Origin of the sequence: Aeribacillus sp. FSL K6-1121, from assembly GCF_038003725.1 — a bacterium.
Taxonomy (GTDB): Bacteria; Bacillota; Bacilli; order Bacillales; family Aeribacillaceae; genus Aeribacillus; species Aeribacillus composti.
This window is the reverse complement of sequence record NZ_JBBOPS010000001.1, coordinates 3,314,717-3,339,303: the sequence shown is the minus strand read 5'-3', so window position 1 is coordinate 3,339,303 and position 24,587 is coordinate 3,314,717. Positions and strand designations below refer to the sequence as shown.

The window sequence follows — 24,587 nt, the reverse complement described above, 5'->3', positions numbered from 1 at the left end:
GGAGACATCGAGGGAGTTTATCAGGAATAGGAGTGCCTAATGGTATGGCTTACCTGAACCGCTATTACTGGTTTCTATGGGTTGCTCAGGCTGTCAGTTCTGTTGGTGACAGCATCGCAAGTTTATTCATGGGATGGATCGTATACAATATGATCGGTGTTTTCTGCAAAGAAAAAATACAGAGTTTCGCAACGAAAAGTGCAGAGAATTACAACTTGACATGGAGCCTCTGGGGGCGTGATGAAAAAGCCAGGAAGCCAGCAATATCAAGGGCTGGCTATGCCTAAAAAGGCTATCACGCCCCCCTCTCCATGTAAAGTTGGCCTAAGCCAAATTCTCTGCAGATCTCTGCATTTTTATTTTGCAATAAACAATGATCGGTTCACAAGTGGCTATGGGAAACCTCTATATTGCATTTGTGATCCCAGAGATAGTAGTTCGAATACTCGGTTCTCCTCTTGTTGATCGGGTTGACCGGAGATATTTGATGTTTTGTATGGACTTCGTGCGGTTTGTAGCCTTTGCTACCCTAACATCTATAGTTTTGTTAGAAGGCCGGTGAATTAATGGGGCATAGACTTCCCACATGTCGAATTTTGGAGGCCATTCTCCTCGCCATTTGGCGCCAAAGGATGGGAAGACGAGCAGGACTTCCTGCTCCCAATTCCGGTTTTGCGCACGCCAAAGAGCCGGTCCCCCCTCGTTTTTTTCGAAACCGGCACAATCGCTTCAGATTTTGCACGACGGCGGTCAACAGCGCCTGTTCTTCCATGGCGTAAAGGCCCCGGCTTCGGGCCCGGTCCAGCCCGTGACATTCCTTCCCTTCGGCGAACACATGCTCACAACGCGTGCGAAGGGCTTGAATGGATCGATAGCCGCCCTGTTGCTGAATGAGCCTCGCTTGATTGCGAATCTGAACGTCTCGGACTTTCGCCTGGCGCTTTGCTTCCTGAGCGGGATCCTTCGCCCGGCGCTTCCAGGTTGGAATCTCCTCCATCTCCTTGCGGCGCAACGGCACGAGCGGTGTGATGCCTTGAACGAAGAGCGCTTCCAGATACTCGGTGGTGCCATACGCTTTGTCCGCAGACAAGGTCCGAATCGTAATCGACGGGTGGCGAAACTGAATCGAAGCCAGCTGCTCCAAACTCGTCTCCCGTTCCGCCGTTCCAGTGGCGAGGCTGGCCCGTCTGGATAAAATCACGCGCGACTGGACATCGATGACGTCGTGCACCAGATACCGAGGATACGCTTCCTGTCCTTTGCTTTTCTTGTACAACCGGGCATCCGGATCCGTCACGTTTCGATGGGTTTGGTTGGAAAACCTGGTTACACGGAAGTTTCCTCGTTCTTCGGCATGGACGCGTTCCCCTGATTTTGGAGACGGAGAGGGTGGGTCGTCATCGGGATCCCGGTCCGCATCTGGGGACTCGGTCTGTTCATCTTCCCGGGCGGTGCGGGCCAGATAGTCTTCCAACGTCTCCACCGGAGCGAGCTTGATCTCCCGCAAGCTGTGGATCGAGGCATTCGCCCGCACTTGGGTGCCGTCAGCCGCCGCATGCACATCCGGCGAGACCAGCCCCGCCGCGATGCATTGATCCACCACGTAGGTCATCAGCCGGTCAAAGATTCCATGTTGGCGCCAGCGTTTCCGCGTTTTGACGAGCGTTGTTCGATCCGGAAGCGCAGGATGATGAGGATCCGGATGAAGCACGGATTCAAAGTCGAGACCGCAAAACCACAAGTATCCGGCATGCATGGGGAGGATCTCATACAACTCCCGCTCGGAGTGATCAAACAAATACGAGAGCAGCATCAGGCGAAGCAGCCGTTCCGGATCCGCCGCCGGGCGAACCGTTTTTTCCGTGTACAGGGGAGCCACCCAATCGTGAATGACGGAAAAGTCAACCGCTTCGTTGATTTGGCGCAGGATATGGTGTGCGGGAACCAGGTCCTCCATGTCGATGACTTGAAACAGCCGAGGCTGAGTCGAAGGGTTTTTGGGGGCTTTCATCATCCATTCACGCTCCATTCCAACGATTTTTCTTCCTTTTTCGACACAAGCCACCTAAATCCCTGACTCAGGGTGTACTTTTTCACCGGCCTTATAGAAAAACCCCCCTAAGGTAAAACAGATTTTTTATATTTTAATCTGTCTACCTTATGGGGAGCATATCATTATGAGACAGCCCTCCATTCCAAATTTTGTGCATGATCTTAATATACCGTCTCCTCTATAAATGTTGATATATCAACGGTTGTAGCCGTTTCAGGGGTGGCAAAAAAATGTTTTTCGACAAAGTTTCTAACATTATTTCTTAAATATGTGTATATCTTACATTGACTGGGTACGCTTTGCGGCCACTACTGGTTAAATTTGGTTGTAGTGGGGGAAGCGTATGGGATGCACCGTGGATCTCTGCATCGCTGATGATGACGAACCCTCCCATGTCTCTGGGCATCCTTGTGCCTACATTCCTTCGTTCGGTCTAGTCATCAGGCAGAGGCCGGCTAAGCTCCTTTAGGGACTCAAGGTCGAATGGATGATATCGCGCCAGCTTCTCCGTGTCATCCTTGTTGTCTAGGGAATCGTAAGGCATGCAGGCATCAAGCCGCCGTTTCGAGACAAAAGATGTCCTGCATCATTTGCTTCGCATCGAACGCTTGGTGCTTCGTACACACAGCGTGCAGTACCTTCAGTAATTTCCCACATAGCACCACAATGGATTGCTTCTTGCGCAACGGATGATCGGGCCGTGTCGTGTAATATTCATGTAACTGTCGAAACGCTTCGTTGTGGCGAATTATCGGCATCATCACGCGGAAGAGGAGGGCGCGCAACCGCCTTCTTCCACGCTTCGAGATCCGTTTTTGCCCTTTGTGTTGGCCGGAGGAGTTTTCCCGTAAGGTCAGTCCCGCAAGTTTCAATAATTGGCGCGGATCCTGATAGTGGGAAAAACTCCCGATCTCTGATAACAATTCTACGATGGTCGCATCGCCTAAGCCCGGAACGGTCTTCAACTATTCGTACTCGACCGATGTCTGTACGAGTTCAATCAGCTGTTCTGTCAATGCCTCGATCTCTTTTTCCAGCTGGCGATATCGGCGGACAAGTGTGGCGATTTCGATACGGGCCATCTGTTGTCCTTCCGTTACGCCAATGGAGTGTTGGGCCAGTTCCATCAACTTCTTCACTTTCGGCTTTTGTGGCGATTGTAATCCCTCGCTTTGCCGATAAAGGGTGAAAACCTCTTCGATCTCTTTCCCTGCTAAATCCGACGGAAACGGCGTCTGTTCCAGCGTAGCGAGCGCCATTTTCCCAAACGACGGAAAGACTTGCGTAAATTCCGGAAAATACCGATCGAGCCAGCGAATCATCTGATTTCGAACCGCCCCCTGCTCTTCCACGAGTTTGGATCGAAACGTCGCCCCTGTGCGCAGTTCGGCCTCCATCCCTTTCAGAATACGCGGATAGCTGAATCGGCCGTCTTTCACTAACCGGGCAATGACGAGTGCGTCTTTCGCATCATGTTTGGTTGGAAGATTGTCGTCTAGCTCTTTGGAGCGCTTCACGTGCATCGGGTTTGTCATCACGAGAGGAATGCCCTTCTCGTCAAGAAAGTAAGCGAGATTGAGCCAATAATGTCCCGTTGGCTCGATGCCAACGATCACTTCCGTTTTTTCAAATTCCTCCATCGCTTTCACGATACACTGGTACAACCATTCCAACCCTTCTCTGGATTGCGGAACGGGAAACGATTTTTTTAGCACTCTCCCTCGCTCATCCACAAAGCAGGCATAATGCTTCTTTTTTGCGATATCTATGCCAACAACGAGCGTTTGATCGGTGACTTGATTAATCTTCTTGTTTGAGATAGAATTCATGTATAGTCCTCCTTGGTATCCAAATTAGGGGTCAATTCATCCGATTGACACCCCCGAATCATACCAAGAGGGCTTTTTTTATTCAAGTCCCCGAAAAAACTTCTAACAGGAATGCTCCTTTAAAACTTGTATAAATTGTTCATATGATTTCGTTTTTAACAAATTCTGAACCATTGAGCTATTGTCAATTAATCTTACCAACAAACCGTACATGTCCTGCAAATTTTCCTTACTGTTCTTTTTCACACATAACATACAGACCAATTGAACAGGCTTATCCTTCCATTGAATTGGCTTATCTAGTGTGCATACAGCAATAAATGTTTGATTCGTTTTTGGAACGATAGGATGCGGAACAGCCACTAAATTCCCAAAAGATGTAGGTGCCACTTTTTCTCTTTCGAATATTGCTTCTAAAAAAGTATTATCTACTAAGCCTTTTTCAAGCAATGCAGTGTGGAAAAACGTTAAAACTTCTTCATACGAATGAAAATTCTTTCTTAAAAACATTAGATCTTTTCGAAAATAAGTATTAATTGGGGGCTGATTATCAATAATTAATTTTTCTATTTGTTTTAAATCACTTTCTCAACTTTCGCAGTCGAAAAACACTAGTAAACACTTGATATGACTGAAAGAATTCACAACATTATATCTAAAAATGAACAAAAAAACATCCCTTTTTGGTAAAATATAGTCACCACAACCATAACCAAAGAAAGGGATGTTTTCTGTGGCTTCTATTTTACCAAATTCTCAACAAAAAAACGAGACTGATTCATATATTTCACGGTTTTTCAAAGAAAATAAACTAGGTACATTGTTAAATAAGGCAAATATTAAAAAGGAAGATGGAATTTCCCCATTGTTACTTTTTCAGTTTATTTTCTCTCTCGTTTTACATGGCAAGAACCTATATCGGACGCTTGATTCCAACCGCATACAGGATGCACCCAAAAAAGATACTGTCTATCGCTTACTCAATAATCCAACATACAATTGGAGAAAATTCCTTACTCTGTTGAGCAAAAATGTGATTGTAACCAAATTGTTGCATTTAGTCTCAAATGATCGGGAGCGTGTCCTTATTTTTGATGACTCTTTATACAGCCGCGCACGTAGTAAGGCTGTCGAGCTTTTGTCACTTGTGCATGATCATACGACTGGCCAGTTTATCAGGGGGTTTCGTATGCTAACTCTTGGGTGGTCAGATGGGAATACTTTCATTCCACTAGCGTTTTCATTGCTTAGTTCCGCGAAAAAGAAAAATCGTTTTCAAGAAATCAATTCAGACATTGACAAGCGTACAGTCGGTTATAAGCGACGCAAGGAGGCACTGAAAAAGTCCACGGAAGCAATGTTCGATCTTTTAGATGAAGTAAATCCATTACAACTTTGTACTAAGACATTGCTTTTTGATAGTTGGTTTGCGTTTCCCAAGGTGATAAAACGTGTTGTTTCTGAATATCCCCTTCATGTTATTTGTATGCTCAAAAGTATGCACCGCGTATATTACACGTATCAAGGTGAGGAGTATACTCTGAATCAACTATATAAGAAAGTTCGAAAAAAACGTGGACGTGCTAAGATTCTTGCTTCCATTGTTGTAAGTCTAGGACCGGATGACAAAGGTAAGGATATACAAGCTCGGATAGTTTTTGTGCGTGACCGAAACCGATCAAAAAACTGGTTAGCCCTTCTATCAACTAATATTGAGCTTCCAGACGAAGAAGTTGTTCGACTTTATGGGAAACGTTGGGATATCGAGTGCTTTTTCAAAGTGACCAAATCCCACCTACGTTTAGCAAAAGAATTCCAATCCCGCAGTTATGATGCGATGGTAGCCCATACCACGATTGTTTTCGCACGTTATATCATGCTTGCTTTAAGTTCGCGGGAAGAAGAGGTTCCAAAAACGATAGGACAGCTCTTCTATTTGTGCTGCGATGAAATGGAGGACATCCGTTTTGCGCAAGCTCTTATACTGGTTTTGGATTTGTTGAAATCTACTCTTTCCAATGAACCAACTCTTTCAGAAGAAAAGGTCCAATCTATAGTTGATGAGCTATTTAATAATTTACCACATTTTCTAAAGAAGGCTTTTCTTAGTAACGAAGAAAAAAAGGCAAATGCGGCATAATCAACTTAGTCTGCATTCAAATATATCAAGGGTTTAGAGCAATTTTAAGGGTGCGAAAGTTGAGTTAACTAAATAATACTTCAAGTCCCGGCCTTCAAAAAGGTGGGGGGCTATTTGACGTTTACGTATAAAGAATCATTATTACACAATAAGTAAATATAGGGATTGGCAAGTGGTACATTTTTAATTGCCATTTGATACATTTCCTACTTGCCAAAAACACGAATCAAGACAAAATTAAAAGGCATGAGTCCGGTTCAATACCGAACTCATACCCAAATCATTGTCTAAATTTCCGTGTCTAACTTTTTTGGTTCAGTTCAGTTATAGTTACAGATAGATAGGCTCTCTTTTTCTGATATTCCATTACATTAATTTTCAATAATTTAGGAATGCGACAAACAGACACTTTTAACTTTTAATAAGAACAGTTTTAATTGATGTAAAGAATTCAATGGCAGCTCGTCCTTGTTCTCTTGAGTGTGAACTAGATTGCTTCATTCCTCCGAAAGGAGCCTGTAGCTCTACGCCTGCACTCTCTTCATTAATGCGAACTAATCCCGCTTCAATTTCATTTATGAATGATAGGGCGTTTCCTATATTTTGGGTAAAGATAGAGGCGCTAAGGCCAAATGGAGTATCATTTGCTAAATTTAATGCTTCTTCCAACGTATCCACCTTAATTAAAGCTAATACAGGCCCAAATATTTCTTCTCGAGCAATTGTCATATTAGGAGAGACATTTTCAAAGATAGTTGGTTGCACATAAAATCCATTTTTAAATTCCCCATCTTCTAAACGATTACCACCGTACAGTAAAGTGGCACCTTCCTCGATTCCTTTGTGTATGTAATACAGAACTGTTTCAAACTGTTTTTCGCTAGCACAAGGACCCATCCATGTATCATTATTTAATCCATTGCCTATTGTTATTTGTTTTATTCTCGATAATAGTTTTTCTTTGAATTCATCATATACATTACTATGAACGAACACTCGGCTTGTTGCTGTACATTTTTGTCCAGTGGAGCGCAGTCCTCCACTAACAGTTGCTTCCACAGCCTGGTCAAGATCAGCATCATCCAATACAATTACAGGGTTTTTGCCTCCCATTTCAAGCTGATATTTAGCTCCCCGTGCCACTGCTTTTTGAGCAATTGTTCTTCCAACTTCATTTGAACCAGTAAAGGTAATTGCATTAATATCTGGATGTTCGGCTATAGCATTTCCTACTACCGATCCTCTGCCGGTTACCATATTAACAACACCAGCTGGCAAACCAGCTTGATCTAAACATTCAACAATTTTAGCAGCAGTCACTGCTGTTTCTTGAGCCGGTTTGAATACAACCGTATTTCCATATATAATGGCAGGGGCAATTTTCCAAATAGGAATGGCTACAGGAAAATTCCATGGAGTGATAACCCCGACAACACCAAGTGGTACACGGGTTGTAAACATAAGCGCTTCGCTGTCTGAAGAAGGAATAACATCACCAATCTTTCTCATTCCTTCTCCCGCATAGTAACGAAGGATTGCAATTCCTCTCTGTACCTCTCCTTTTGACTCAGGGAATGTCTTTCCCATTTCCCGTGTCATTGTTTCTGCGATTTCATCCATTCTTTTTTCCAGTTCACTAGCAGCCTTATAAAGACATTCCCCTCTTTTAACACTAGATAGTCTTCTCCAATTAACTTGCGCTTTCTTAGCCGCTTCTACGGCTTTATTTACATCTTCTTCATTGGATTGTTGAACATATCCTACTATTTCATTTTTATTGGCTGGGTTGATGCTTTTATCAACTTTTTTTGTGGATGAGTGAACCCATTTGCCATCTATATAATTGAGATATGTTTGTTTTTTAGTTTTAACTTCCGATACCGCCATGTTAAGATCCCCCTTGTCACTTGAAAATGCGAATATAGAGCCATGCCTTAATCTCGAAAAATGGCTTGACTCGTTTATTGCAATAAGAAATTTTGTAGAAAATACAACCATTTACAGTAAATAATTTCGAAAAGGGGTTTATTTCCTTTCATATGCTTAAGCATTTTAAAATCAGATTCAAACATTTTAATACGTTCGCCTAAACAATAAAGTAATGACTCACATGAAAAGTTCCCCTAATTGAATATTTAATATTACATATATTACTCATTTTCATAATCAGCTAAAATCTTATTGCGCACAAAACTTAAGTGCCTGTACATCTGTTTGAAAGCTTCTACTGGGTCTCTATTTTTAAGCGCTTCGTAAATTGCAAGATGATGTTCGATTGTAATATCTGGCTCTCTATATTTAATCAAACTGTCTGTTTTTTCATGTGTGATGAGTAAGGAAATAATCATTCCTTCAACAATAGGGTTATTAGCACTCAATGCAATGATTCGATGAAATTCTTTATCTAAAAATCCATAGTTACTATCAGCATGTTCTCTGATTTGATCAATGGTATCTTTTAATTTTTTTAACTGCTGATCCGTTATTTTTTCAGCAACAATCGTCACCAATCCGAGCTCTAATGTCATACGAGCTTCAATGATGGCTGGAACATTATTAATTGACACAGCAAGCATCGCCTTAAAAGGATCACTTCCCACTTTATCATTAATATATGTTCCCCCACGTGGCTTCCTTGTTATAATGTCTAGTGTCTCAAGGGATCTTAGAGCTTCTCTCAGAACAGGTCTACTTACTTCTAATTGTTCCATTAATTCTATCTCAGATGGTAATCTATCTCCTGGTTTCAACTTACCACTTACTAGAAGCTGTATCAATTGATCTAAAACTTGTTGCGACAAAGTACTCCTGCGTACCGAACTTACAGCGTATTTTAGTTCACTCATTTAATCTCCCTCCCTCTATAAAAATATCGATTTTCTCGTTTTTCTTTGAATCTCTTCAATTTTCGCAAGGATGCATCCAGAATGGATAGATCTTGAATATATTTAAACTTTTCGATACAACAGCTCTGGAGGAAAATACCCTACGATCCCATTTCTCGGAAATAGGGGAGGGCGTTCCTATGATCGCACCAGTTGGATCTTCACCTTTCTCATGGCGGTGTACCCTCCCATATCTCACGAATTCCTTCGTTCAACCTATCCATGAGATGGAGGTCGGACATACACTTTGTTTAGAAAAACAAAGGCACAGACATTTGATTAGATACCAAGCATTCTTTATTAAAAAAGTTTCTCCAAGTACAAAGACAATAAAGGTAAATAAGACAGGAAGTATAGAAACAAATCCTGCTTCAAGAATAGTTTCCTAATTAAACCTTTACATCATTTGGATATTTTTCTAATGCTTTTTTGATTATGTGTTCGAGCTCTTCATAATGTTCTTTCTCCACTGGTGTAACTGGCGGTCTTACATTAGTACCTACTGGTAAACCTACTATTTCCATGCCTGCTTTAATAAGTGCTACTGCATATCCTTTTTTCTTTTTTCTAATTCTATGAATAGGAAGAATTACATTTTCGTAGATTTCACGCCCTTCTGCCTTGTTTCCGTTTAACAGCGCATGATAGTATTTGATAGAAATATGCGGAATATAGTTAGAAATAGCAGATGAATAAGACTTAAAGCCAAGATTAAGATAAGCTGCCATTGTTACTTCTGCTAAGGGCATTCCATTAATCCATTCGAGGCGATCGCCTATGGCATGCGTAAGTTCCGCATTCAACTCAATATTACCTATTCCATCTTTGAAACCCACTAGTTGTGGTAATTCGCATAATTTTTGAAGCGTTTCGACCTCTAACATACAATTGCCTCTGTTATATACGATAGCGTTTAAGTCTGTACTATTAATAATGGTGTTTAAGTAAGCATATAAACCGTCTTGGGAAGGGTCTATGAGATAAGGAGGAAAGATTAAATATCCATTGGCTCCTAACTCTTGCGAAATTCTTGCCTGTTCCAAAGCCTGTTTAATATTTCCTCCAACCCCTGTATAAAGAGGAACTTTTCCCTTCGTTCTCTCTAAAGCAACTCTCACAATCTCCTTATATTCATCATTACTAACTGATTGTAGTTCTCCGGCTCCGCAAACGACAAATATTGATGATAACCCGGATTTAATTAAGAAATCGATATTTGCCCTTAGACCATCAAGATCTATGTTGCCTCTAGAATCCATTGGCGTCACTGGGAATCCCATAATCCCCCTAGGGGATTTTCTTAATTTATCCATAAGTAAGTTCCGCCTTTCTTTAATTATATACTTAAGTCAATAATATTGTAAGACAATTGTATATGTTTTTAATATTTTTTGTTTATGTTACTGGAGATGGATTAAATAAAACTAAATCATTATAAATTTTCCATTTATCGGCCCATGCCTTTTTTGTTCCGCTTGCTACTTCTATAATTTCTTTAAAAATCTCCCAACCAACTTCTTCAATTGTTGCTTCTCCAGTAGCGATTTTTCCGGCATCGATATCAATCAGATCAGGCCATTGTTCGCGTAGTTCGCTTCGAGTAGATACTTTGATTACCGGAACCATTGATAATCCATAAGGTGTGCCTCTTCCTGTTGTGAAAACTTGCAAATGTATTCCTGATGCTAATTGAAGAGTTCCGCAAACAAAATCACTGGCAGGTGTAGCTGCGAAAATAAGTCCTTTTTTTCTTACTCTTTCCCCCGGAGCTAATACATCTACAATTGGTGTGCTTCCGGATTTGATAATGGAACCAAGTGACTTTTCTACAACATTTGTTAATCCACCACGTTTATTTCCTGGAGACGGATTAGCGCTACGATCGGCTTCCCCTCTTCTTAAGTAATTATCATACCATTCCATTTCTCTGATTAGCGCTTTTCCTACTTCTTCATTAATTACACGTGGTGCCAACAGATGCACCGCATCTCTCACTTCAGTAACTTCCGAAAATAATACAGTTGCTCCTGATTTAATTAGGAGATCAACAGCATAACCTAGAGCCGGATTAGCAGTTACCCCGGAGAAGGCATCACTTCCACCACATTGTACACCTATAACCAATTCTGAAACAGGTATTTTCTCTCTCTTTCTTTCGTTTAGTTTTTTTAACTTTTTTTCGGCCATTTCCATAATGGAATTAATCATATTCATAAATCCATTTTCATTTTGTAAAATGAGGATGTTGTCATTAATGCCATTGTTTAAACGATCGGGAGATAATTTTTCACATCCTAATCCGATAATCATCAGTTCCCCACCGAAATTAGGATGTCTCGCTAAGTTTTGAAGAGTACGAATCGGGATTACTGCATCAGGTGCATTGATTGCCACACCACAGCCGTAAGCATGATTTATGGCAATAACATCATCAACATTAGGGAATAGAGGCAAAAGTTCCTCCTTTATTTTCTTTACAGCAACATTTAAAACACCAGCTACACATTGAACACTTGTAGTAATCCCCAGAATATTTTTGGTGCCTACTGTACCATCTTCGTTGCGAAATCCTAAAAAAATGAATTCCTCCTCTAACGGAAGAACTTCTTTAACCTTATTAGAAAAGGTTAAAGAAGTTAGTTTTGGAGGAGTCGGCATAAGCACTAATGATTCCTTTACCCAACTCCCTTTTTTTATTGTAGTTTTGGCATAACCGATAACTTCTCCATATCTTACAATTTCTTCACCTTCATAAATGTCGCGAAGGGCAACTTTATGCCCTTGCGGTATTCGCTCGATTAATTTTAAGCCACAAGGAAATTCAGTGCCTTCATCCAATCCGCCACTATTTACAATAATAGCCGTATTGTCATCCGGATGTACCTGTATGTACAATGGTGGGCGATTATTTCTATAAACTTTCAAAATTACTCCCCCTTCAGTATTGATTATTTATATATTGGTTTTCCTTCAAATTCATACATTGCTGCTATTAAGGCCTTTACATATCCTATGGAATAAGCAAATCCTATGCTGGAAGTCTTCCAACCGATATTGGAATACTTCCATCTGTCGTCGTAGTCCGGTTCATCTCCGGTCAAAATTGGAACATGGTCGGGATTGATACATCCTTGATAACCAACCTTCCTAAGTTCAAGAAATATTCTGAACATATTTAAATCACCATCATCTAATAATGCTTCTTCAAATGCCCCTTCGGTTGGTAAACTTCCTCTTACATTACGAAGATGAACCAAAAATATTCTTCCTTTTCGTCCAAAGTAGTTGATTTCATCAAGAACTAAAGATGACCCTCCTGCTTCAGCTCTTGTTCCAACACAATAAACAAACCCTACATTTTTATTTGGAAAATCGTCAATAATTCTGTGTAGTCCTAATCCACCAAAAGGTGAATCTGGATGTGGCGTATCCGAAGGATGTATTGCTATTCTGACATTATTTTCTTGAGCTATAGGGACCAGCTCTCTATAAGCGATTTGGAAAGATTTCCACCAGTCTTGAAGTTCTTCAAATGTAGGTTTTTGCCGTTTTTCTGTCATAAGGCCGATACTTTCTCCTCGCGCAATAGCTCCTCCACGTTGAACTGCTTTATATTTTCTAGAAAGACCTTCAAATACATCACCTTCAAAACGTTGCCGTACAAGTGTTATCCCTGCTTCCGCAAAAACTTTAACCGCATTACATGAATTTTCTAGTTCCTTTTCACTTCCAGGACGGTTTTTCATAAAATTCTCTGTAATGTTAGGAAGAGTTACCCGATTAATATCCATTCCCCATGAGCGGATTCTCTTTTTTAGTTTTAACAGCTTATCTAAGTCAGGATATCCTTGTTCTTTAACCCCTTCGAAGGAATTTCCATTACCAAAGTCAATGCAATCTACACCAAGCTGACACAATTGTTTCAAATCGAGATCAGTTAAATTGGTAGTATTGACTGTAACTGAAACTTGAAACATTTTATCACCTCATAAATTGATTTATTATTTATGGAGTTGGATATAAAAAATAAATCACATACGAATTAAGCTAAATATAGCTATTTTCTATTTTTTGCTCGATTGTAAATAAAAAATCGCAAAGTTAAACCTGATTATCCAATTAGTTTCCTTTATTGTTTATTTGTAAGTTATTTATATTGTAAGACAAAATGAATATTTAGTCAATTTATAAATTTATAAATAATCAATTAAAATTTTTATTTTGCGGGAAAATTAAATATTAAGATCTATCTTTATGAGATAGTAGGAAATCCATGAAATGATTAATAGTAGGTCACTAGTTCCACCTACATGAGCGGCTTCCATTCCTTATTTCAATATGCTCTATAAAGGTCTCCGGCAGCTATAAATAAGATGGAGCATGATATGGACATCTATGCTCCATTAAGATTTTTATATTTACTTGATAGCATGTGCATTCTAATCATGCTTTTTTTAGTTCCACACGTTTGATTTCACCAACAATAACAAGGTAGCTGAATATAGCTACTAGTGCATTCACTCCTACAAAGATAAGTGCTCCGTTGAAAGATCCAGTTCCTTCAACAATATAACCTATTATAATCGGTGTTGTAATTCCTGAAATATTGCCGAATGTATTGAATAAACCACCACTTAACCCCGCTAACTCCTTCGGCGAGGTATCGGACATTACAGCCCATCCTAATGCGCCAAATCCTTTTCCGAAAAAAGCAAGAGCCATTACAACAATAACAATCCAATTCATATCTACATAGTTAGCAATAATCAAACTCATAGACATAAACATCCCAAGAACGATAGGAACTTTTCTTGCTACTGTCAAAGAATAGCCTTTTCTTAGCAAATAGTCAGAGAAAATACCACCTAAAATTCCTCCTGCAAATCCACAAATTGCCGGAAGAGAGGCAACAAACCCTGCTTTAAGAATAGACATATGGCGTTCCTGAACTAAATATACTGGGAACCAAGTTGAAAAGAAGTAAGTAAGTGTATTAATACAGAATTGAGCTATATAAATCCCAATCATCATACGGTTTTTTAATAGTTGTTTCAGATAAACTAATTTTGGTTTTTCATCACTTTTGTTGCTATTCTTATTTTTGTCCATGTCAATTAGAGCTCCACCTTGCTCGATATATTCTAACTCTGCTTGGTTTACACGGGGATGATCTTTAGGATTGTGAATCACTTTCATCCAAACAAAAGACAAAATAATTCCTAAAACACCCATAAATGCGAAGTTATATGGCCAGCCAAAAGAACTTGTGATCCAACCTAAAATAGGTGCAAAAATAACTGTTGCAAAATACTGAGCGGAATTAAAGCAAGCGGCAGCTGTTCCGCGTTCTTGAGATGGAAACCAAGCCGCTACTATTCGACTGTTCGCAGGGAATGATGGTGCTTCAGATAGTCCCACAAGAAAACGCAAGACAAATAAAAGCACAACAGCAGCACCAGCACTAACAAAACCAACAAACCCTTGAAGCAAAGTGAAAAGTGACCAAAAAAAGATGCTAAAAGCATAGACAATTTTAGAACCATAGCGATCCAAAAACCATCCTCCAGGAATCTGCCCAATAACATAAGCCCAAGCAAAGGCCGAAAAAATATACCCCATTGAGACAGCGCTTAAGCCTAGTTCTTTCTGTATAGCTGATCCTGCTATAGAAATAGTTGAGCGATCAGCATAGTTGACAGAAGTGACTAAAAACAGCATGGCAACAATGAACCAGCGAACTTGGCTTCTTTTTGATTTTGTCTGTACGACGGCTTCTTTTTTTGTGTTTGTTTCTAACATATTTATTCCTCCTTCTTTTTTAGCATTAGTATTGTCAGCCATATCACGATGATTTGAACATTTAATAATTACAACATCTAACATTGAGGCTACCCGTGGTGCTAGTTGAACTTTAACGCTCAACTAGCCCAAGAATGACGAGTGAATAAGCTAGTAAAATGCCATCCAAAGCTGATTCAAATCCAGAAACAGAGTTGGCTCGAATCTCTCTGATCCGGTACTGATCAATGAGAACTGAAAACACGGTTTCCATGACTTTGCGCTTTCGTTTCATTCATCGTTTCCATGCTTTCGATTGATGGATTTTCTGTTTTTTCCGAACGGGCGTCCAAAAAGTGATCTTGTATTCATCATACAGTTTCTTTTGCAAGTCTTGGCTCACCTATCCTTTGTCACCAAATGTATACGGATGAGGAAGTTGGGCCATCACGGTTTCCGCAGCTGTCCGGTCGTGACAGGATGCTTCGGTGACGACATATCCCATCGGAAGCGCTTGGTCAGTGATCTGGAGATGAAGCTTAAACCCATAGTAAGCCATCTTTTTGGATGCACAATACCCGATATCTGCGATTCCTTAAAACCGTTTGACGCGATACATTCGTGCGTGGTGGCAGAGTTCAATAGGTAAGCTATCCACTACCGCATAAGCGTGATGTTGCCCACGTTTGGCTAGTTGATATCGTATCCATTTGACGGCAAAGCCAAGATTTCGACAACGACGGTTATATCGAGAGCGTTCAGGAAATAAATCTTTCGAAAATAAGTTTCCGATCACAAATCGGTGCCAAGCTCGTTCGGATGTAAAACCTAACAACTTTCCAAGAACATGGACGGCGATGATGACTTCATCTTCTTGCTTCAACAAATGGCGATTTCGGCGTTGTAAATACATCTGAATCAAAGACAATTGTCCAGATACAAAGAACAAAATCGCTACATATTGTTTTTGAATTTTCGCTCCGTCTGTTGTAAAGTGAAAGTGCTCTTGCATGTGACTTCTCCTTTTAAATGTTTGGTAGCACTTTCATTTTAAAGGAGATCCTTCATGCAAGGGCTATTTTTATGCTTGTTTGATTTTATCTAGCACCACGGGTATTGAGTCTATATTTTTCATTGCTTCGACTATTTCAATATATAATAACTACTAACTCTAGATAAGTTCTGTTTATTAATAGGGTCAGTAAATTGCTAATATTCAAACATTTTTCATACAGAACATGAAGTAATCGCTTACAAAAATCTTTTTGTTGGTTTATAAACGATATTTGTTGTATGCAATATGGATAATTAATCTTGATATTATGATCTAATTTACTTCTTCTCTATTTACACCTCCTCATTCACATTGATAAGTTAAATCACCAATTATAATTTAGGTAATAACGATTTTTAAATTTAAATTTGTCTTGTCTTAGGCCTCCCCTCTTTTTATTGTTTGTTTGTAAGTTTTTTATATTGTAAGACAAAATAAATATTTAGTCAATTTAGAAATTTAAAAACTCAACTTTCGCAGAGTAATATCTTATTGCAACTCTTGGTATGACTGTTTTATATCGTCTTTCATTATTTCTCTTGTTTTTTATTGATTTTATGTCACTAGCGTTGCATTAATTTAATTCGAAAATTCTGAATTGAAAAAAGTCCATAAAAAAATCCTTTATAATGGATGGTACAGGTGGTCCCTGTCCAAATCCAATATAAAGGATGAAGTCTATGGACAAGGATACACTATTTTCTTCATTTGGTAAATGGGGCACTCCTCTCAATTCTGTTAAATTTACACAAAGAATTGAAGAGATGAAACAAGATAAATATACGAAAAAATTAACCACAAAAGCGTATTTACTTTTGTTTTTGCATGCTCAACTTCAACAACGAGAAGGACTGCGCGCCATCGCCGATGATGCGTTACTGGATGATTTTCAGCGAGAATTAGGATTGACATCTATTAGTGCTTCACAACTTTCTCGAAAACATCGCCAAGTAAAACCCGAATTGCTCGCAGAAATCTTTCTGGATTTAGTGAATCAAATCCGCCAGATGTCCACGAATTCCTCCAGTCAGGTGAGTGGCTTAAAAATCGTGGATTCTACGACCATTTCACTGAATCTGAAAAAATATCAATGGGCTACGTTTCGCAAAACGAAGTCGGGAATTAAGGTTCATTTACGACTGGTGTTTGTCAATGAAGATACGGTTTATCCGGAAAAAATGGTCATGACCCCAGCAGGGAACAATGATCGAACACAAATGGAACAACTGATCGACGAAACAGATGCCATGTACGTGTTTGATCGTGGTTATGTAGACTACGAAAAGTTCGATTATTACTGTGATAAAGGCCTCTTTTTCGCCTCCCGTCTGAAAAAGAATGCCTATGTTCGATTTCTTGAATCGTTCTCTGTCCCATCCAATTCCTCTATTTTATCTGATTCGATGGTGGTCATTGGGACACCACAAAAACGAACGGAAAATGTCTTTCGATTAATCGAAACATTCGATTCGGACGGGAATCGAATTCGAATCATTACGAACCGATTCGACCTAGATCCAGAAGAACTTGGTGATATCTATCGTTCTCGATGGGCCATTGAACTATTTTTTAAGTGGATTAAGCAACGTTTAACACTCAAACATCTTTATGGAACGAGTCCAGAAGCTGTAGAAAATCAGGTTTACTTAGCTCTGATTTCTTACTGTTTACTCATTCTTATTCAACTTGAAATGAAATCGAAACATTCCCTCACCCAGATTTATCGTTGGCTTCGCGTTTTTCTTTGGAAACCAAGTACCGTGTGGGTGGAACGAATTCAACGGGAATGAGTTGAAAAAAGTCGGCGAAGCGCGGTAGCCATGTAACAACAAAACAAATACATTTATTACCAAATGGATAGTGATCACCTTTAGTTGGTTACTGCCTTGTTTTTCGTTTATCATAAAACATTTTATTCAGAAAATTCTGCATAAAATGTTTTTATTTTTTATGCAACGCTACTGCTTTTCATTCAATTATCTATTTTATTTTTACAACGATTTGTTATGATGAAAAAAAGAAGGAGGAAAATAATGGAGAAAGAAACTGCGATTCATCTGCTTGTAACCAGCGATCTTCACGGCTACATTTACCCGACCAATTACAGAGACAAAGAAGAACAAAATTTCGGACTGGCTAAAATAGCCACGATTATAAAAGAAAAAAGAAAAAAAGGCTATGTACTTTTACTTGATAATGGAGACTTGATTCAAGGAAGCCCGTTGACTTATTACCATGCAAAAAACAGGCCCGACAGTGAAAATCCGATGATTCAAGTTATGAATGATCTCCAATATGATGCATGCGTATTGGGAAATCATGAATTTAATTATGGACGAAGTTATTTACAAAAGGCGATTGATCAATCAGCTTTTCCTTGGCTGTCCGCTAATATCTTGAAGCAAACAACAGGAGAGCCCGCTTTTGGAACACCTTATCTCGTCAAGGTATTGGACGGAGTCAAAATTGCTGTACTTGGTATAACCACTCATTTCATCCCTAATTGGGAAGAGCCGCGAAATATTGAGGGACTTGTTTTCAAAGATGCATTGCAAACGGCTAAATTATGGGTGAGCGATATTCGCCAAAAAGAAAAACCAGATGTGATGATCGTCTCATATCATGGGGGATTTGAAAGAGATCTACAAACTGGAGAGCCTATAGAACAGCTGACAGGAGAAAACCAAGCATACCAAATGTGCCAAGAACTAGAGGGTGTTGATATTTTAATCACAGGCCATCAGCACCGCCCACTCGCAGATAAACTAAACGGCATCACAATCATTCAGCCAGGCCATAAGGGGCAATTTTTGGGTGAAGTGACGATGAAAGTTAGACAAAAGGCAAATGGAAACAGCCCCGCAATCGTTAGTCATTCCAACTTAATCAAAATTGATGAAAAAATGGAAGCGAATCAAGATGTTTTGGCATTGATATCCGATATTGAACAAGAAACGCAAAAATGGCTGGATCAGCCGATCGGAACCGTTATTGGTGACATGACCGTATCTGATCCATTGAAGACCCGATTACAAGACAATCCTTTTATAGAATTTATCAATAAGGTGCAAATGGAAACAGCCAAAGTTGATATTTCTGCCACTGCCTTATTCAATAATGACTTGCCTGGATTCAAACAACATGTTACAATGCGCGATATTGTTTCCAATTATATTTATCCGAACACATTAACTGTCATCCGCATCAGCGGCCAAGATATTAAAGATGCTTTAGAGCAAAGCGCCAAGTATTTTACGGTTCAAAACGGAACAATTTCTGTCAATCCCGCTTTCTTATATCCTAAACCGCAGCATTACAATTATGATATGTGGGAAGGAATTGAATACGAATTAAAAATCTCTAATCCAGTTGGCCAACGAGTTGTGAAGCTAAATTATCACGGCAGCCCATTGGAGCTTGACAAAGAATATGATGTCGTCATGAACAGCTACCGCGCAGGTGGAACAGGCAATTTTGATATGTTTAAAGAAAAACCGATCGTTAAAAATATCCCCATCGACATGACCGAACTCATTGCCAACTACATATTAGAGCACAAAACTATCATCGCAGCTTGCAATCATAATTGGAGGGTAGTTTTATAGTAGTAAAAGCATTTTCCGATTTGCCCGCTTTTTATTTGAGCATTTTGCACATTTTTCAACCCAAGAGCCATAAGGTTTTCTAAAGCATAAAAAAGGACTTCACCCCTTATTTGTAGAATTTTGAAGTGACCAAACCACAAAAATCCACAAGGAGGAAGTCACTTTGTATATTCTACAAGAAAGTCTATTTTCCTTTGAAGAATTGCAAATTTTAGAGTCAAAAGAGAAATTACCGATCCTTTTTAGTGTTCTAGATTTGCGTCCTTATGCTAAACAATTGAAAAGTTCTTCACCCCAAGGGGCTGAAGGACATTCCAAAGAAGGGATATTAAGGGCTCTTATCGCTGCCCCATTAGAAGGTATTGATACTTTTACTTCTCTTCACAATCGATTGAAAAATGACCTGCGTTTTCGTTACCAATGTGGTTTAGATATTAGCAGGCCTGCACCATCCATCTCTACTCTTAGCCGAGTATTTTCTTCACTAACCAAAACTGGACTCGTGAAAAGAATCTTTCAAGATCTCGTCCAGTTAGCTCAAGAGGAAGGAGTAATTGATGGAAACCATCAGGCTATCGACAGTGCCGCCATTGATGCTTACGAAAAGAAGCAGCCTAAGAAGCGAAGTGAACAAACAGGCAACGCCAATTGGGGGGCAAAGTTTGATTCCTTCGGTAATAAAATGACTTGGTTTGGCTATAAGATGCATCTTTCCGTTGACACCAAAAGTGAATTACCAATGGCGATTGAAGTAACCCCTGCTCATATCAACGATGGGGATGTCGCACCACAATTAATTGAACAAGTAAAGAGTTGTACAAACTCTAAAATTGATTTCCTGATAATGGATGGTGGGTACGACCAGCTTAAAAACTACGAATCCGCCAAGAACATCGGGGCTCAAGCTATTATTCCACTCAATTTGCGTAATGAAAAGGAGCCTCCCGAAGGAATTGCCTCCAATGGAACCCCACGCTGTTCTATGGGGTACGAAATGACTTATTGGGGAGCCAATAAGGACCAGCTCAAATTCAGATGTCCACACGCAACCGGAAAAGTGGATTGCCCATTAGGAATGGCAGCCTGTTCATCTTCCAACTATGGAATGGTAGTAAAAATTAACGTGAATAAGGATCTTCGCCGGTACTCTAATCCACACCGCGATTCCAAACGTTGGAAAGAACTTTACAATGAGCGAACCAGTGTAGAACGGTGCAATTCAAGAATGAAAAGTTATCTTACAGCGAACTCCCTGCATGTGTGGGGAATCGATAAAGTAAAAACTCATATTTACTTGAACGCCATCGTATTACTGGTTTCAGCTCTCGCAATGGCAAAAGAGAGTAAAAAGCAACAAACCGCTTAAAAAATTTTTAAAGCGAAAAATTCTGCAAGTATGCCCAAAAAAGGACAAACAGAATATTTGTAAACCAAAGATACAAAATACCCCAATTTATTTGGGTTTCTTTTAAAACTCTTTTTAATAAAAATCTAATTTTGCAAAATGCTCATTTAAAACAAATGCCACTAATAGGTATCAAAGTATACTTGTCCAAATATCACAAAGGCTTACAGCAACAAAAAGTCATTAATAACAAATTTGATATCAACGATGATTATATAAAAATGATTTTTTCGTTATGAAAATGTGAAGCGTTTTATTCGCACACATCAAAAAAGAAGATTTAGGATTTTCCTAATCTTCTTTTTGCATGAAAGTATATTTCACCATTCCCCTGAACAGGACATGGATTATTTAAGCAGCTGTCTTAACTCTTCGGTCATTTGTTCAACCAATTCAGGTCTGCCATGAAACTGAGCTGGAGTATTTTGAAAAAGTTGAATACGCCAAATTCCTTCCGTTTTCACTGCAACAAGTGTATGATGAGTGTTCACATCAGGATTTAAATCGGACTGGCCGTGAGGAACCATACCGGCAATCGCTCGTAAAATAGCGATATCAGGAGCTAGAAACCGGACATTTTTCACTTTGCTGACAAATTTAGCTGTCTGGTGGTGTTCAAAGACGGACTGGAGATGTGCGAATATTTCATCGCGTCCAATCGACTGACTGCCATCGAAACCAATGCTTTCGCCATCCTTAGTAAACAGATCCGTCATTCCGCTAGCAGTTCGATTGTTCCACGCATTAATTAGTTGCTGGTACAGCTCTTGAACTTCATTTATTTGAGAATTTTCCATCGTTTATCACTCCGAAATGTAATTCTTTGTTCTATGATAGCCAATCAACTGAAAAATTTTTTTTATAAAATGTTGCCGATTTAATATTTACGTGCAGTTTTTTCTTTTGAAACCTCTGCTTTGAAACGCTGAGACGAATGATCAAAAGCATTTTTTATAGAAGCTTGACAGCGTATAATACTTCAAAATGAAAATTTTCTTCTTTTTTCACTTCAAACGGCATTTATTTGATGTGCAATCACTTTAAAAGGGCATTATTTTTCCTTCTGTTATTGTAAGAATATGTTTGTTCTTCAATTAATCTGTTGGAAATGAATGCCTGCGACAGTCTGCAAATACCTTCCGATCCTCTAAAGCCACTACATAATCAGCAAACAATCATTCTTGCAATCATATTGCCATTCATTTACTGGGAGTGTTGCTACTGACGGCTCTTTTTTTCTATTTCCATACTGCTGCATATTTTTTTTGATATTTCGGATCTTCTTCCTTTTCAATTAAATCGAAGGCAAGCTGCTTGATCGCTTCATCCTGCACTTTATCATACAAGTTTCGCAGCCCTTGAATAATATCGAACCGAATAAGTGTCGCATGTTTTTCGTCAACACAGTTGTCAAACCGAGCTGCCAAATGACGGATAACCATCTCTTTTTGCTTTTCCCCAGCTAAACCAATCCTCCAAATAGCCTGCAAACTATGTCTGGCAGTTACAAACTTTTTATCATAGGTTACTTCCCAAACTTGAGGAAAATCCTCCAACATTCGCTGTTCGGGATCGCTGATCGCTAAGCGGCTTAAAAACTGAGCAGCACGCGAGCGCTTATGAGGGTCTTTACTTGTCAGCTCTTCCTTCAGCTGATCCCATACTTCATACGCCCAATCGACTTCTTCTTCAGTGATCTTCATAATGCTGCTGTACGCTTCGTACTGCGCATTTTTATCACTTGACTGCAATTCCGCAAAATAATGCTTCGTTCGTTCATCCACTATTTATCGCCCCAGTCATGCCTTATTATGTTTGATTTTACCTTAGGCAAAAGTGAATAGGCAATGGCTGCAATATGTAAATACCGAACGATCATATCGGAGGTACAGATCCAAAAAGCCGAAGTTTGATATGGAAACTGGCTCATATTCCATGTGAAAGCAAGTTTAAAATATTAGTAGAGCGAGCATGAAAAAAAGCCGCTGTATCACCAATAATTGGCGTTCAAGCAGCTTTTTTCAATTACTTATTTAAACGGATTTTTCCATTCCATTAGAACAGCATAGTTACGGGATTCCTCATCCTCCAAATAATTAGCCACAATTCCAAGAGGCGTCCGTCCGCAACGGAGAAGGAATGAAATAACCGGGTCTTTTAAATTTCCGCTGACGACAGCATCGACATATTGTTCAGCTGACATCTCATCCGCATATTTATAATATCCCGGCATTCTGCCGCCGCCGAGCAAGCGATCCAATCCTTTATGGACAACTACTTCGTACATTGATTGCATAAGCCATTTTCCTAAATCCAGCTTTCTGTGGGACGGACGGATGCAAATATCCACAATATATAAAGTGTTGCCATTCGGATCATGGTTACGGATATAGCCGTTGTCCGTTATCTCTTCCCAAGTATGATCAGGATGGGCGGGATCAAAATTCACGATTAAAGATGTCATCGATCCTGCTAACGTTCCTTCTACCTCAACACATAAAGCGCCTTCCTGAAACAATGTCACGTGATTCGTTAATTGCTCTTTATTCCACCAAAGTTCTGATGGAAAAGGCGGCGGAAAGCTTTCCTTTTGAATTTCAATTAATTCATCAAAATCTGCTTCATTATAATTCCTTATCACCACTTCGACATTGCGACCTTGATTATTCAGATAAAATCTCTTTCTGTAACGGCTCATCTCCATTCCCCTTTCGTCCATGAACACTTAAATCAGGATACAAATCAAAGCGGCGGTCTCTCCAAGTGGTGACAGATCCGTTTTCTCTCACTTTGTATAAGAGAGATAAATCAAGATCCGCCGTAATAATCATATCGTGGTTTATTTCCCCCTCCATCAAGATCCCGTTTTTCGGAAATGGGATGTCGTTCGGAGTAATGACCGCTGCCTGGCCAAAATTTGCCCTCATAAAATCAACGGTAGGAAGCGAACCTACTGTCCCTGTTGTCACCACATAGATTTGATTTTCAATCGTTCTGGCGTGGCTTGTATACCGCACTCGTTGAAATCCGTGGCGGTCATCTGTACAAGACGGACAGAACACAACGTCAGCTCCCATTCCTCGTACAATTCGAACGATTTCTGGAAATTCGATATCATAACAAGTCAACATGGCAATTTTTCCTTTTTCGGTCTCAAATATTTGAACCGTTTCTCCGGGAGTCAGATGCCATTCTTTCACTTCCGTCGGCGTCAAGTGAAGCTTCGCTTGTTCAGCTATCCGGCCATCGGGATAAAATAAATGGGCTGTATTATACAATCGTCCCTCTTTTTCGATAATATGAGTGCCTCCAATAATATGCATGCCCGTTTCTTTAGCAAGCGATGTAAATAGTGAATAATATCGGTCCGTATAATGAGGTAAATTTTGAATCGTCTGCTTTTGATTCGGAATGGACAGCAATTGAGTCGTAAAAAATTCAGGAAAAAGAACAAAATCAGCATCAAACTCTTCTGCGGTTTTCACATAATGCGTTACTTGGTTTGCAAAATCTTCAAAACTCCCGATGGAATGAAGATGATATTGAACAGCAGATACACGTATTTTCATGTAGCCTCTTTCCCTTCATCATAATCTGTTCCCCGCTTATTACTGAACAAAGTATAACATAAAACCAGTTTAATTTAATTTGCTAAATACAGTATAATAATTATGCAAAAGATAGTGAACGAAAATGAATTATCACGTGATATTACAATCTTCAGAAGACCGAAAAACTTTTGAACAGCCACACATTCAAAATGTGTTCTGGAAATTATACAAAACATCGAAAAAAACGAACCGCTGTTCTTTAAATCGACAGCACTATGGAATAGCGA

The 24,587-nt window shown here is 39.6% G+C and carries 18 protein-coding genes and 2 pseudogenes; 6 read left to right on the top strand and 14 right to left on the bottom strand.

Annotated elements, in window-relative coordinates:
- The first annotated feature begins 44 nt into the window (after nt 1-44).
- Nucleotides 45-287, top strand: coding sequence for a hypothetical protein (locus tag NSQ61_RS16325; RefSeq protein ID WP_340734357.1), 243 nt, complete (start codon nt 45-47; stop codon nt 285-287).
- Nucleotides 288-547: 260 nt separating this feature from the next.
- On the opposite strand, the gene NSQ61_RS16320 is transcribed toward NSQ61_RS16325, so the two are convergent.
- The 3 genes and pseudogenes from NSQ61_RS16320 to NSQ61_RS16310 form a co-directional block, all read right to left on the bottom strand.
- Complete coding sequence (locus tag NSQ61_RS16320; RefSeq protein WP_340734358.1) at nt 548-2,029, bottom strand: transposase; 1,482 nt, start codon at nt 2,027-2,029, stop codon at nt 548-550.
- A 575-nt stretch (nt 2,030-2,604) separates the two neighbouring features.
- Nucleotides 2,605-3,882 (bottom strand): annotated as a pseudogene (locus tag NSQ61_RS16315) (IS110 family transposase).
- A 102-nt stretch (nt 3,883-3,984) separates the two neighbouring features.
- Nucleotides 3,985-4,419 carry a PTS sugar transporter subunit IIA gene (locus NSQ61_RS16310; RefSeq protein WP_445659465.1) on the bottom strand — a complete coding sequence of 145 codons (435 nt, stop codon included), beginning with the start codon at nt 4,417-4,419 and terminating at the stop codon, nt 3,985-3,987.
- Between the two features lie 205 nt (nt 4,420-4,624).
- Between NSQ61_RS16310 and NSQ61_RS16305 the strand changes: the two genes are divergently transcribed.
- Nucleotides 4,625-6,022: an IS4 family transposase gene (locus NSQ61_RS16305; protein WP_445659464.1), complete on the top strand. Its 1,398-nt coding sequence runs from the start codon at nt 4,625-4,627 to the stop codon at nt 6,020-6,022.
- A gap of 210 nt (nt 6,023-6,232) precedes the next feature.
- Nucleotides 6,233-6,313, top strand: a complete 81-nt coding sequence (locus NSQ61_RS20375; protein ID WP_445659463.1) for an IS3 family transposase — start codon at nt 6,233-6,235, stop codon at nt 6,311-6,313.
- A 120-nt stretch (nt 6,314-6,433) separates the two neighbouring features.
- Here the strand turns inward: NSQ61_RS20375 and gucD are convergent, their stop codons facing one another.
- The 7 genes and pseudogenes from gucD to NSQ61_RS16270 all read right to left on the bottom strand — a co-directional run bounded on the left by gucD (nt 6,434) and on the right by NSQ61_RS16270 (nt 15,697).
- Nucleotides 6,434-7,909, bottom strand: coding sequence for an alpha-ketoglutaric semialdehyde dehydrogenase GucD (gene gucD, locus NSQ61_RS16300; RefSeq protein WP_340734361.1), 1,476 nt, complete (start codon nt 7,907-7,909; stop codon nt 6,434-6,436).
- Between the two features lie 263 nt (nt 7,910-8,172).
- A complete protein-coding gene (locus NSQ61_RS16295; RefSeq protein WP_340734362.1) occupies nt 8,173-8,868 on the bottom strand; it encodes a FadR/GntR family transcriptional regulator in 696 nt (231 codons plus the stop codon).
- A 428-nt stretch (nt 8,869-9,296) separates the two neighbouring features.
- On the bottom strand, nt 9,297-10,220 hold the full coding sequence (gene kdgD / locus NSQ61_RS16290; protein ID WP_340734363.1) for a 5-dehydro-4-deoxyglucarate dehydratase: 924 nt from the start codon (nt 10,218-10,220) through the stop codon (nt 9,297-9,299).
- Nucleotides 10,221-10,302: 82 nt separating this feature from the next.
- Nucleotides 10,303-11,832 carry a galactarate dehydratase gene (garD, locus tag NSQ61_RS16285; RefSeq protein ID WP_340734364.1) on the bottom strand — a complete coding sequence of 510 codons (1,530 nt, stop codon included), beginning with the start codon at nt 11,830-11,832 and terminating at the stop codon, nt 10,303-10,305.
- A 23-nt stretch (nt 11,833-11,855) separates the two neighbouring features.
- Entirely contained in the window at nt 11,856-12,884 is a 1,029-nt protein-coding gene (locus NSQ61_RS16280; RefSeq protein ID WP_340734365.1) for a mannonate dehydratase, read from the bottom strand.
- Between the two features lie 466 nt (nt 12,885-13,350).
- A complete protein-coding gene (locus NSQ61_RS16275) occupies nt 13,351-14,706 on the bottom strand; it encodes an MFS transporter (RefSeq protein WP_340734448.1) in 1,356 nt (451 codons plus the stop codon).
- Nucleotides 14,707-14,818: 112 nt separating this feature from the next.
- Nucleotides 14,819-15,697 (bottom strand): annotated as a pseudogene (locus tag NSQ61_RS16270) (IS982 family transposase).
- Nucleotides 15,698-16,419: 722 nt separating this feature from the next.
- Between NSQ61_RS16270 and NSQ61_RS16265 the strand changes: the two are divergent.
- From NSQ61_RS16265 to NSQ61_RS16255, 3 genes are all read left to right on the top strand, one after another.
- Nucleotides 16,420-17,529, top strand: a complete 1,110-nt coding sequence (locus tag NSQ61_RS16265) for an IS4 family transposase (RefSeq protein ID WP_340807568.1) — start codon at nt 16,420-16,422, stop codon at nt 17,527-17,529.
- Nucleotides 17,530-17,772: 243 nt separating this feature from the next.
- On the top strand, nt 17,773-19,344 hold the full coding sequence (locus NSQ61_RS16260; protein WP_340734367.1) for a bifunctional metallophosphatase/5'-nucleotidase: 1,572 nt from the start codon (nt 17,773-17,775) through the stop codon (nt 19,342-19,344).
- Between the two features lie 163 nt (nt 19,345-19,507).
- A complete protein-coding gene (locus tag NSQ61_RS16255; RefSeq protein WP_340807566.1) occupies nt 19,508-20,710 on the top strand; it encodes a transposase in 1,203 nt (400 codons plus the stop codon).
- 386 nt (nt 20,711-21,096) lie between these two features.
- Here the strand turns inward: NSQ61_RS16255 and NSQ61_RS16250 are convergent, their stop codons facing one another.
- The 4 genes from NSQ61_RS16250 to NSQ61_RS16235 all read right to left on the bottom strand — a co-directional run bounded on the left by NSQ61_RS16250 (nt 21,097) and on the right by NSQ61_RS16235 (nt 24,318).
- Nucleotides 21,097-21,546 (bottom strand): SgcJ/EcaC family oxidoreductase, encoded by a 450-nt coding sequence (locus NSQ61_RS16250; protein ID WP_063389118.1) that lies wholly within the window; start codon nt 21,544-21,546, stop codon nt 21,097-21,099.
- Nucleotides 21,547-21,987: 441 nt separating this feature from the next.
- Complete coding sequence (locus NSQ61_RS16245) at nt 21,988-22,533, bottom strand: hypothetical protein (RefSeq protein ID WP_063389119.1); 546 nt, start codon at nt 22,531-22,533, stop codon at nt 21,988-21,990.
- A gap of 245 nt (nt 22,534-22,778) precedes the next feature.
- A complete protein-coding gene (locus NSQ61_RS16240; protein ID WP_235600487.1) occupies nt 22,779-23,447 on the bottom strand; it encodes a GNAT family N-acetyltransferase in 669 nt (222 codons plus the stop codon).
- A complete protein-coding gene (locus NSQ61_RS16235) occupies nt 23,413-24,318 on the bottom strand; it encodes a carbon-nitrogen hydrolase family protein (protein ID WP_063389120.1) in 906 nt (301 codons plus the stop codon). Before NSQ61_RS16235 ends, NSQ61_RS16240 begins: the two co-directional genes overlap by 35 nt.
- Nucleotides 24,319-24,587: the final 269 nt, after the last annotated feature.

Bases quoted from the DNA above. Each gene is read 5' to 3' on its own strand.
- NSQ61_RS16275 (WP_340734448.1), bottom strand. From the start codon at position 14,706: ATGTTAGAAACAAACACAAAAAAAGAAGCCGTCGTACAGACAAAATCA.
- NSQ61_RS16320 (WP_340734358.1), bottom strand. From the start codon at position 2,029: ATGGAGCGTGAATGGATGATGAAAGCCCCCAAAAACCCTTCGACTCAG.
- gucD (WP_340734361.1), bottom strand. From the start codon at position 7,909: ATGGCGGTATCGGAAGTTAAAACTAAAAAACAAACATATCTCAATTAT.
- kdgD (WP_340734363.1), bottom strand. From the start codon at position 10,220: ATGGATAAATTAAGAAAATCCCCTAGGGGGATTATGGGATTCCCAGTG.
- NSQ61_RS16240 (WP_235600487.1), bottom strand. From the start codon at position 23,447: ATGAGCCGTTACAGAAAGAGATTTTATCTGAATAATCAAGGTCGCAAT.
- NSQ61_RS16325 (WP_340734357.1), top strand. From the start codon at position 45: ATGGCTTACCTGAACCGCTATTACTGGTTTCTATGGGTTGCTCAGGCT.
- NSQ61_RS16250 (WP_063389118.1), bottom strand. From the start codon at position 21,546: ATGGAAAATTCTCAAATAAATGAAGTTCAAGAGCTGTACCAGCAACTA.
- NSQ61_RS16235 (WP_063389120.1), bottom strand. From the start codon at position 24,318: ATGAAAATACGTGTATCTGCTGTTCAATATCATCTTCATTCCATCGGG.
- NSQ61_RS16295 (WP_340734362.1), bottom strand. From the start codon at position 8,868: ATGAGTGAACTAAAATACGCTGTAAGTTCGGTACGCAGGAGTACTTTG.
- NSQ61_RS16260 (WP_340734367.1), top strand. From the start codon at position 17,773: ATGGAGAAAGAAACTGCGATTCATCTGCTTGTAACCAGCGATCTTCAC.
- NSQ61_RS16265 (WP_340807568.1), top strand. From the start codon at position 16,420: ATGGACAAGGATACACTATTTTCTTCATTTGGTAAATGGGGCACTCCT.
- NSQ61_RS16280 (WP_340734365.1), bottom strand. From the start codon at position 12,884: ATGTTTCAAGTTTCAGTTACAGTCAATACTACCAATTTAACTGATCTC.